The sequence below is a fragment of the Streptomyces sp. B1866 genome (assembly GCF_031932565.1).
GTDB lineage: Bacteria > Actinomycetota > Actinomycetes > Streptomycetales > Streptomycetaceae > Streptomyces.
On sequence record NZ_JAVSCF010000016.1, the window covers coordinates 39,403 to 49,263 of the forward strand.

8 protein-coding genes are annotated in these 9,861 nt (G+C 74.8%); 2 read left to right on the forward strand and 6 right to left on the reverse strand.

Annotation, left to right across the window (positions count from 1 at the left end; all coding sequences use genetic code 11):
* Positions 1–116 precede the first annotated feature (116 nt).
* Both RKE29_RS04720 and RKE29_RS04725 read right to left on the reverse strand, forming a co-directional pair.
* Positions 117–764, reverse strand: coding sequence for a DUF6879 family protein (locus RKE29_RS04720; protein ID WP_312003737.1), 648 nt, complete (start codon positions 762–764; stop codon positions 117–119).
* The gene (locus RKE29_RS04725) at positions 757–1,026 is read right to left on the reverse strand and encodes a hypothetical protein (protein WP_312003738.1); all 270 of its coding nucleotides are present in this window, start codon (positions 1,024–1,026) and stop codon (positions 757–759) included. Before RKE29_RS04725 ends, RKE29_RS04720 begins: the two co-directional genes overlap by 8 nt.
* 776 nt (positions 1,027–1,802) lie before the next feature.
* Between RKE29_RS04725 and RKE29_RS04730 the strand changes: the two genes are divergently transcribed.
* On the forward strand, positions 1,803–3,485 hold the full coding sequence (locus RKE29_RS04730; RefSeq protein WP_312003739.1) for a M4 family metallopeptidase: 1,683 nt from the start codon (positions 1,803–1,805) through the stop codon (positions 3,483–3,485).
* A 226-nt stretch (positions 3,486–3,711) separates the two neighbouring features.
* On the opposite strand, the gene RKE29_RS04735 is transcribed toward RKE29_RS04730, so the two are convergent.
* Together RKE29_RS04735 and RKE29_RS04740 are read right to left on the reverse strand one after the other, a co-directional pair.
* Positions 3,712–4,743: a Rieske 2Fe-2S domain-containing protein gene (locus RKE29_RS04735; protein ID WP_312003748.1), complete on the reverse strand. Its 1,032-nt coding sequence runs from the start codon at positions 4,741–4,743 to the stop codon at positions 3,712–3,714.
* Positions 4,744–5,256: 513 nt separating this feature from the next.
* Positions 5,257–7,179 carry a right-handed parallel beta-helix repeat-containing protein gene (locus RKE29_RS04740; RefSeq protein ID WP_312003740.1) on the reverse strand — a complete coding sequence of 641 codons (1,923 nt, stop codon included), beginning with the start codon at positions 7,177–7,179 and terminating at the stop codon, positions 5,257–5,259.
* Positions 7,180–7,609: 430 nt separating this feature from the next.
* Here RKE29_RS04740 and RKE29_RS04745 point away from each other — a divergent pair, with 430 nt between their 5' ends.
* Complete coding sequence (locus RKE29_RS04745; RefSeq protein ID WP_312003741.1) at positions 7,610–8,614, forward strand: zinc-binding dehydrogenase; 1,005 nt, start codon at positions 7,610–7,612, stop codon at positions 8,612–8,614.
* A gap of 151 nt (positions 8,615–8,765) precedes the next feature.
* Here RKE29_RS04745 and RKE29_RS04750 read toward each other — a convergent pair whose 3' ends face one another.
* Together RKE29_RS04750 and RKE29_RS04755 are read right to left on the reverse strand one after the other, a co-directional pair.
* Positions 8,766–8,957, reverse strand: coding sequence for a hypothetical protein (locus RKE29_RS04750; RefSeq protein WP_312003742.1), 192 nt, complete (start codon positions 8,955–8,957; stop codon positions 8,766–8,768).
* A gap of 140 nt (positions 8,958–9,097) precedes the next feature.
* Positions 9,098–9,733: a DsbA family protein gene (locus RKE29_RS04755; protein WP_312003743.1), complete on the reverse strand. Its 636-nt coding sequence runs from the start codon at positions 9,731–9,733 to the stop codon at positions 9,098–9,100.
* Positions 9,734–9,861: the final 128 nt, after the last annotated feature.

Genomic DNA, 9,861 nt, shown 5'->3' on the forward strand with positions numbered 1-9,861 from the left:
TGGAAGTGGATACCGCCGCTGACGCGTCCCGTCTGGACGACGTCACGGGAGGACCCCGACAGCTCGGAGTGCGTACTGCCGGTGCGCTCGTCGTCTCGACCCGGGTCCGGTATCGCCTACTCCCTCCGCTCCGTGGTGCCCGTCATCGCCGGCGGGCGAAGGCGGGACACCTTGCGCTCGAAATAGGACACCAGGTCCTCACCCGCCTCGTAGAGCTGCTGGATGTAATTCTCCCAAGACCTTACGAGTGCGTGATCAGTGTAGCGAATCGCACCGTCCGGGACACCTGTTTCGTCATAGATGACCTGGTAAAGCGTGCCGTCCCCGAGAACGACCAATTCCGGTAGCAGACCGCCCGCGTCCTCCGCGGCGGCCAACGCACCGGCGTCGATGATCCGGATTCGCTCGCCGAACTCCGCGCGCTGCCGCAATGAATGGAGTTGCCACTGCATATAGGGGGTCAACGGCTCCGCGACCACCCGCACCCGGTGGAAGGCGCGGCCGCGCCGCTCGTCCTCGCGAGCGAGCGCGAGCAGGTCGCCGCGCCGCTCCTCCAGCAGGCGCAGCGCCTCGGACCACTCGCCCCGGCGCAGCGCGTCCCGGCTCGGGCTGCCCTGCTCCTCGAAGTGCTGCCGCCGCTCCAGCTTCCAGGACGCCTGGTCGCGCAGCCGGTCCTCACGCTGCCGGAAGTCGCGCCGGTAGACCTCTCGCGTCAGCCTTTCGCCCTGCTCAGGGGCCAGGTCCGGAGCCAGGAGGTCAAGCATCGGCGATGTCCGCCCGCGCCGCGCGGAGCATGGCGCCCGGGATGACGACCAACCGCTCGTCCGGTGCGATGGCCACTCCCTGGGGCAGGCGTGGCCCATAGGCGGCGGTGAGGTCCCTGCCGATGACCGCGACATCACCGTTGTCAAGCTGCCAGATGTCCGGACATTCGTCACGTCCGTCCGAAATACCGAGCTCCGCCGCTGAATTTCCCAGGCGTCGCTCGAATAACGCGGAGGGGTCGGCCTCCCATGCGCGAATCATATAATCCTCCTCGGGGCGGACCTTTTACGGCTGCTCGCCGCATACCGTAAAGGATGCCGGTGGGCGAAAGGCCGCGACAAGGCCGCATCCCGGACAGCGTCCACCGTCCGGAAGGGGCGGCCCGGGGCGCAAAGGAGCGCATGGCCAGCCGTGTCCGCCGGTTATCCGCGCTCCTGTCCGGGCCCGGCCCCCGCTCGCGCCGCCGCGGGGGGCGGCGGTTCCGAGCAGGGCGGCAAGGGCCGTCACGGTCAGGGCTGTCCACGGGCGCAGGGCGCGTCGCATGGAGGCTCCTCGTGGAGTCGCGGGGAGGGACGACACGTACCTACCGGTCGGTAGTTTGCGCCAACCTAGCCCGCCCCGCGCGGCACCGCAACGCATCGGACAGCGAGATTCGCGCGCGACAGCCCGCCACCTGGCGTTTTCGGCCGGTCGCCGCGGGCGAGACCGCGAGACTCCGGGCGCCGGGCGCGCCGCCGCGGATGTCCGCCACGCGCCCAACCGAATAAATCAGGCAAATCTACGCACTCTCGGCAGAGTTCACCGGTAATCGGACACATAGTGCCGCTCAATGGCAACGGGTTGTCAAATCCTTGTTTCCTGTCTGTTCGATCAGGTCGATCGATGCCAGTCTCTGGTCGGATCGTTGCGCGCTGCACGGGCCCGCCGAGAGGCCCGCGTGACACGCGTAGCTCGGCACCACCGTACGGCCGCACGGTGGCCGTACGTCCCCCCACCCGCAGGGCCGCCACCCCGCGGCCCCCGTGCTAGGAGACCGAGTGAGACGCAAAGCTGCCGCCCCCCACAGCGCCGGCACCCGCAAGACCGCCCGCCGCGCCGCCGCCCTCGCCGCGTCGGCCGCCCTGGTCGCCGCCGCCGTCCAAGCGGGCACGGCCAGCGCCCAGGCCGACCGGGCGGACGGCGCGACCGCGCTGCCGCTGACGGCCGGTCAGCGGGCGGACGCCGTACGGGCCGCGCAGGCGGACGCCGCCGCCGAGGCCGCGGCCCTCCGGCTGGGCGCCCAGGAGAAGCTGATCGTCCGGGACGTGATCAAGGACGCCGACGGCACCGTGCACACGCGCTACGAGCGGACGTTCGCCGGCCTGCCGGTGCTCGGCGGCGACCTGGTCGTGCACGAGCGGCGCGGCGGGGCCACCAGCGTCACCAAGGCGACCGGCGCCCGAATATCCGTGCCGGGCACCGACGCCGCCCTGCCCGCGGCGAAGGCCCGCGCGTCCGCCCTCAAGGCCGCCGCCGCGGAAGTCCAGGAGCACGCGGCCACGGAGCACGGGGGCGAGGGCCTGGCGGCGTCGGCCCCGGCCTCGGCCAAGGCCGGATCGCCGCGCAAGGTGGTCTGGGCCGCCGACGGCAGGCCCACGCTCGCCTGGGAGACCGTCGTCACCGGGCTCCAGCACGACGGCACGCCGAGCGAGCTGCACGTCGTCACCGACGCGGCCACCGGCAAGGAGCTGTTCCGCGACGAGGCGGTGGAGACCGGCACCGGCACCGGCGACTACAACGGCACGGTCCCGCTCGGCACCACCGCCAGCGGCGGCTCGTACCAGCTGAACGACGGCGGGCGCGGCGCGCACAAGACGTACGACCTGAACGGCGGCACCTCGGGCAAGGGCACGCTGTTCACCGACGCCGACGACGTGTGGGGCGGCGGGCGGCAGAGCGCCGCCGTCGACGCGCACTACGGCGCGGCCGAGACCTGGGACTTCTACAAGAACGTGCTGGGCCGCAACGGCATACGCAACGACGGCGTCGCCTCCTACTCGCGCGTCCACTACGGCAACGCGTACGTCAACGCCTTCTGGCAGGACGCCTGCTTCTGCATGACCTACGGCGACGGCCAGGGCAACAGCAGCCCGCTGACCTCACTCGACGTGGCCGGGCACGAGATGAGCCACGGCCTGACCGCAGCCACCGCCAAGCTCAACTACTCCGGCGAGTCCGGCGGCCTGAACGAGGCGACCTCCGACATCTTCGGCACCGCCGTCGAGTTCTACGCCGACAACCCCAGCGACCCCGGCGACTACCTCATCGGCGAGAAGATCGACATCAACGGCGACGGCAGCCCGCTGCGCTACCAGGACAAGCCCAGCAAGGACGGTGCCTCGCGCGACTACTGGTCCTCCACGCTCGGCAACGTCGACGTGCACTACTCCTCCGGGCCCGCCAACCACTTCTTCTACCTGCTGTCCGAGGGCAGCGGCGCGAAGACCGTCAACGGCGTGAGCTACAACAGCCCGACGTACGACGGGTCGACGGTCACCGGCATCGGCCGGGACAAGGCCGTCAAGATCTGGTACAAGGCGCTGACCACGTACTTCACCTCCACCACCAAGTACGCGGGCGCCCGCACCGGCACCCTCCAGGCGGCCGCGGACCTGTACGGGTCCGCAAGCGCCGAGTACAAGGCGGTCGCCGCGGCCTGGACCGCGATCAACGTCCGCTGACGGCAGGCTCCCACGGGCCGGCCGGCGGCGGCCGTCAACAACCCGCTGACGGGCGCCGCCGGCACCCCCACCGGCCCCGGTCGAGTCCGCTGACGGCGGCCACCCCCCACCGCCCGACGCGGCACGCGCGGGCCGCACCGACCACCCCCCGGTGCGGCCCGCCGCCCGTTCCCGGACGCCTCCCCGGCCGGGTCCGCGTCCTCTCGGACCCCGTCCGGGCGCCGCCTCAGGCCGCTTCCGGGTAGAACTGGCGGGCCCAGCGCCGGAACGGGCCGATGGGCCCGTCACCCTGCGCCAGCCGCGGCGGCTGCTGGTAGCTCTTGTGGTGCCATACGGGGATGTCGGCGGCCGTGAAGGCGCTGTTGAACCAGAACAGCGGGCGCTCCAGCAGCCGCGCCGTGCCCCGCGCCACCGCCCGCGCCAGCGGCGGCGGCAGCCGGGACGGCTCCTGGAAGGCGACCCGGTTGGACTGGCGGAACTGCATCCGGCCGGGCCCGATCCCGGTGGGCATGACCATCGTGCACATGCGCAGGCCGACCCGCGGTATCGCCATGTCGGCGTGCAGGCAGGCCATTCCGTACCCGTCGACCTCCACCTCCACCTCGATCGCGCCGATCAGCGGCACGCGCTCGCTGATCCGCATGGACACGTGGAAGGTCGCCTTGTCGTAGGTGACCGGCGCGCCCAGCCGGGCCCGGGAGCCGTGCAGCGTGGTGAAGTGCCCGACGTCCACCGCGTTTTCGATGACCTCCTGCGCGTTCCCGGCGAACTCCCACGTCGCCTGCCGGGCGCGCACGTGGCCGACGGTGTGCCAGACGGGGATGTCCCAGTCCGGCTCCCGGCCGTCGTGGTGGCGCCAGACGAAGACCGCGCCGTTGACCTCGTGCACCGGCAGCCGGTCCAGGGACGCCTTCGGCGGCGGGGTGCCGTAGCCGGTCCGCACGCACGAGCCGTCCGGGCCGAACGCGAAGAAGTGGAAGGGGCACACCAGGCTGTTGCCCTCGACCGTCGCCAGGCCCAGGTGGGCGCCCAGGTGCGGGCAGTACGGGCGGACGGCCTGCACGCCGCCGGTGCGCAGCCGGTAGAGCACCACGTCCTGGCCGGCGAGCGGCCGGGTCAGCACCGTCCCGGGCCTGATCTCGTCGGAGAAGGCGAGCGCCGACCAGCCGCTGGGGCTGGGCAGTCCGGGCGCGCGCGCCACGTCGGCGGGGGTGGGGCCCTGGCTGATCGGGCGCCCGTACTGGCGCAGAAACCGCATGCTCATACGAGTCTCCTGGCCGTCACCACGGCCCGGTCGGAGTCACAGTCCTATGGAGTCGCAGTCGTGCGAGGGTGCGAGGGTTGCGGGCTTGCGGAGGTTGCGGGCTTGCATGACTTGCGGGCTTGCGCGGCTTGCGGGGTGCGAAGGTGCGGAGTTGCGGTGGTTCGGAGTTGCGGTGGTTCGGAGTTGCGGTGGTTCGGAGTTGCCATCGCGCCATGTCGCGGGCACGCGGAGTCGCGGATGTCCCGGTTCGCGAGCAACCGGGATCACGGACGCGCGGCCTCGCCGGTCGGTCAGGGTGGTACGGGGTCACTTCAGGGGGCGCGTGCGGACGCCATTGCACCGCGCCGCACTTGAGTCCCAGTCGAGTTCCGGTCGAGCCCGCCGCCCCGCCCCGCGCGGACCTGCGGTCGCGTCGCGCCGGGCCGGGCCCGTCCCCCGCACGGGCCCGGCTCAGGGCGGGGCTCACGCCCCCGCAAGGGACCCGCGCGGAGGCGTGGGCCCCTCGGCTCAGCGCGGCCCCGCCGCCGCCAGGATCGCGGCGCACGCCCGTACGGCCTGGCACGCCGCGCGCGGGTCCGTACGCGGCAGGGCGGCGTTGCCCGTCACCGTCACGCCGGGCGGGCGGGTGTCCGGCAGCCAGCGGGGCACGTCGTCGTCCCAGTAGTTGCCGGTGGCCCGCACGCCCTTGGGCGCGACGCCGCCGAGCGCGTGCGCGTTGCGGTACAGCACGTTGCCCTCGACCGTGACGTGGTCGGCGTCCACGTCGGCGTAGACCGCGCTGGAGGCCGGGTCCTCGTCCGGGCTGTACGGGATGCCGGTGCCCTCGATGACGTTGCCGCGCACCACCGCGCCGCCCTCGTACGACGGGCCCTGGTCGAACGGCAGGTAGACGCCGCCGCCGTCGGGGACGGCGTAGACCGCGCCGCGGATGTCGTTGGCCAGGATCCGCAGCCCCGTGGACGACTCGCCCCAGATGCCGGAGTACGGCACGTCGGCGATCTCGTTGTGCTCCACCGTCGCCTCGCGCGTGCCGTCGAGAGTGATGCCGATCCCGCCCCGGTACTCGACGCCGACGCGGCGCACCCGGTTGTCCGCCACCCGCGCGCCCTGGTTGACGCCCGTGCCGCCGACGCGGATGCCGCCGCCTGAGACGTCCTCGACGAGGTTGTCGCGCACCACGTCGTCCGCGCCGCCGTCGGACAGTTCGAGCGCCTGCCCGCCCAGGTGGCGGAACCGGCTGCCCTCGACGGTTACCCGGCGGGTGGCGCGCAGGGACACGGCGCCCGGGACGGTGGCCCCGCTGTCGCCGCCCGTGGAATAGGTGCCGCCGATGATGTGCGGGAACCCGGCCGGGCCGCTGGGCGCGAGCCAGGTGGCGTAGCCGAACTCAAGGCCCCGGAAGGCGATGTCGTGCAGCGGCTCGCCGGCCGTGCCCGCGCCGTCGACCAGTCCTTCGAGCACGGGCGCGACGACGGGCACGCGGCGCGGGTCCTCGCCCGGGCGCGGCAGGTAGTACAGGACGTGGTGCCCGGGCCGGGAGCGGTCGAGGTACCAGCCGCCGGGCCTGCGCGCCAGGAAGCTCGCGCTGTTCTCCACGTTCGTCGGGTCGACGGGGTCGGCGGGCTCCTCCGGCTCCGTACGGTAGACGTCCTTCAGCCGCTGGAAGCACGGCTGGTCCATGGTGATCCGCGTGCCGCCGCCCTCGCGCGCGACCGACGCGACGCCGCACCGCGACTCGGAGTACGGCACCGCGCCCCACGCGCCGTTGTAGACGAACTCCACGTCCTGCGGGCGGTGCCAGGCAAGCGGCGCGGCGCTGTCGGTGACGTAGCCGGTGCGGGTCAGGACGACCTCGCCGGGCAGGCCGGCGCCGAGGGACGCGCGGTGCGCGCGCCGTCCGTCCACGTACAGCTGCCGGGTCTCCAGGGCACGGACGTCCGCGCGCCACACGCCGCTCGCGCCCGGCAGGTCGGCGGCGGGCCGCCAGCCGGTGACCGGCCGGCCGCCGCTGAGGGTGACCTGCTCGGCGTGCGGTGTGCCGTAGCCGTACGCCTGGTAGACGACGCGGTGGCCGTGCGCGCCCGAGTCGCCCCTGGCGGCCGACAGGCGCAGCGGTGCGGGCAGCCGGTACGTGCCGCCGCGCACGTTGACGACGAGGTCCGCGCGCATCGACGGCGTCCGCGCGCGGACGGCCCGCTGTGCGCGCTCCAGGGTGGCGAACGGGCGGTCGGCCGTGCCCGGCCAGGTGTCGCGGCCGCCGGGCGCCACGTACAGCTCCTCGGGCGCGGCCCGGCCCGGCGCGGGCGTCCCGGCCGCGGCCGGGACGCCGGTCACCGGCCAGGCGGCCAGCAGGGCGAGGGGCAGGGCGAGGGACCTGGCCAGGGGCCGCCTGGCGGCGCGCCGCGCACGGTCTCCGGCGACGGGCCGCACGACAAGCCCCGCGCGGGCCGGCGGATCCGCCGCCGGAGGGCCGGAGCCGTCCCCCGCCCTGGTCCCGGAAGCGCTCCCGGTTCGCCGCCACAGCCTCGGCACCGTCGCCCGCCCGCCCTTCTCCCCTATGACCACCCGGACTCCCCGGGCCACCGGACACCCGGGCTCCTCATAAGAGGCCGAACTTCCCGGGCGGGGCCGGACCACCCGGCACCGCCGGGCCGCCCGCGCGGCCCGGTCACTCCCCGAGTCTCACCGGCCCGGCCCGGCCCGGCCGTCGGCCGATCGGCCATGCCGCCGCGACCAAAGTCGCGACTTGACCTGAACCATGGTTGAAGTCGGAGGGTGGGCCACGGCCCGCCACCGCCGCGCACCCGGCGCGACGGAAGGCGCGCCACGACCGCACGTCACCGAAACCGGGGAGCACGCCATGTACGCCGTCCGCCTGCACGCCTTCGGCCCCGCCGAGAACCTCGTCCACGAGAAGACCGACGACCCGCACCCCGCACCCGGCCAGGTACGGATCGCCGTCGCGGCGGCCGGAGTGCACCTGCTGGACACGGCGCTGCGCGAGGGCCTGGCCGGCGGCCCCATGCCCCCGACCGACCTGCCCACCATCCCCGGCCGCGAGGTCGCGGGCACCGTCGAGTCGCTGGGCGAGGGCACCGACGCGCGCTGGCTCGGCAGGCGGGTCGTCGCCCACCTCGGGCTGGTCCCCGGCGGCTACGCCGAACTGGCCGTCACCGCCGCCGAGAAGCTGCACGAGATACCGGACAACCTGGACGCGGCCCAGGCCGTGGCCATGATCGGCACGGGCCGTACCGCCATGGCGATCCTGCACCTGTCCGAGCTGGCCGAGGACGACGTGGTGGTCGTCACCGCGGCGGCCGGCGGCATCGGCTCGCTGCTCGTGCAGTACGCCAGGAACCTCGGCGCGACCGTCGTCGGCCTGGCCGGCGGCCCGGCCAAGGCGGAGCGCGTCCGGTCCCTGGGCGCGGACGCCGCCGTGGACTACACGGCCGACGGCTGGCACGCGCGGGCGCGCGATGTCCTGGGCGGGCAGGGCGCGACCGTGCTGTTCGACTCGGTCGGCGGCGACACGGCCCGTACGGCCGCGGACCTGCTCGGGCCGGGCGGCAGGCACCTGGTGTACGGCTGGTCGGCGGGCGGGCCGCTGGGCGGCGAGCCGCTGACCTTCACCGAGCGGGAACTCGCCGAGCGCGGCATCACCTCCCGGGTGCTGCTCGGCCCGGGGTGGCTCCAGCAGATCGGCGGGGACGACCCGGTGCGCGCGATGGAGGACCGGGCGCTGGCCGAGGCCGCGGCCGGCCGGCTCGTCCCGCTCGTCCACCGCTTCCCGCTCGCCGAGGCGGCCCGCGCGCACCGCGCCCTGGAGACCCGGGGCACGGTGGGCAAGGTGGTCCTGGAGCCGTGAGCGGCGGCCGCCCGGCGGCGCGGGCAGCCCGCGGCCCGGTCGCGCGGGCAGCCGGACCGGCGTCCCGCGGCGAGGTCCGTACGGGCCGGCGCCCGCCCGTACGGAAGGCCCGCGCGGAACGCCCCCCACACCACCTGAGGCCGGCAGGGTGTCAGCCGCAGCCACCCGCGTGGCCCGGGTCCATGCCGCTCGGGGTGGTCAGGGTCTCCACGTAGACGCCGAGCAGGTTCGACAGCCGGTCGATCTCGGCCGCGCGGTCCAGGGCCTGCGCGGCCGCGTCCTCGCCGCCGTCCGGCGCCGGCCGCCCCCCGGCCGCCGGGCCGGACACCGCCTCTTGGGACATGTGATGCACCTCCGGTCGCTGTTGTCGGTGATCCCCCGTGATCCCCCGTTCCGCCGGTCCCGCGCGTGCCCGCGGCGCCGCGTCCGCGCGGGCCCGGCCCGTGGCCGCCCGTACGGGCGCCATACCGGCCCGTACGGGCGTCAGCCGGCCTTTCCGGCCGCGAGCCCGGCCCGTACGCAGGCGGCGAAGCCCGGCAGCCGGTCCACGCCCCAGAACTGCTCGCCGCCGTCGATGAAGTACGGCACGCCGAACACGCCGTCCTCGTGCAGCGCGCGCAGCGCCGCGAGTCCCCGCTCGCGCACCGCGCGGTCCTCGCCCGCCGCGGCCAGCCGGTCCGGGTTCAGGCCCAGCTCCGGGCCGAGCGAGGCGATGACCGCCGGGTCGGAGATGTCCCGGCCCTCCTCCCACCGGGCCCGGTAGACCCGGCCGGCGAACTCCGGCCCGACGCCGTGCTCCTCGGCCACCAGGTAGGCGAGGTGGGAGACCTCCCAGCGGGGCCTGCGGTCCCGGGGCCAGGTCAGCCGCAGGCCGCGCGCGCGGGCGAGCCGCCGCACGTCGTACTCCACGTAGCGCAGCTTCTCGGCGGACATCGGCACGTACGGCAGGCGCACGCCGCAGGAGGCGAGGCGGCCCAGGGACGGTTCGTCGGGCTCCCAGAACGGCAGCCACTCGATGCGGTGCGCGATATCGGCGTACGGACCGGTCAGGTCGCGGTAGGCCAGCCACGAGTACGGGCTGCTGAACGAGAAGTACCAGCGCGGCGGACGGGGGGACATCGCCTTCTCCTAGCGGTATGGGGTCGAGGGTGGAGCGCGCCCGGAGGCGGGGCGCGCCGGGTCGCCGACCGCCGCGGCGCCGCGCCCCGAGGCGGCCCGGGTCGCCCGCCGGGCGCGGGTCGGCCGAG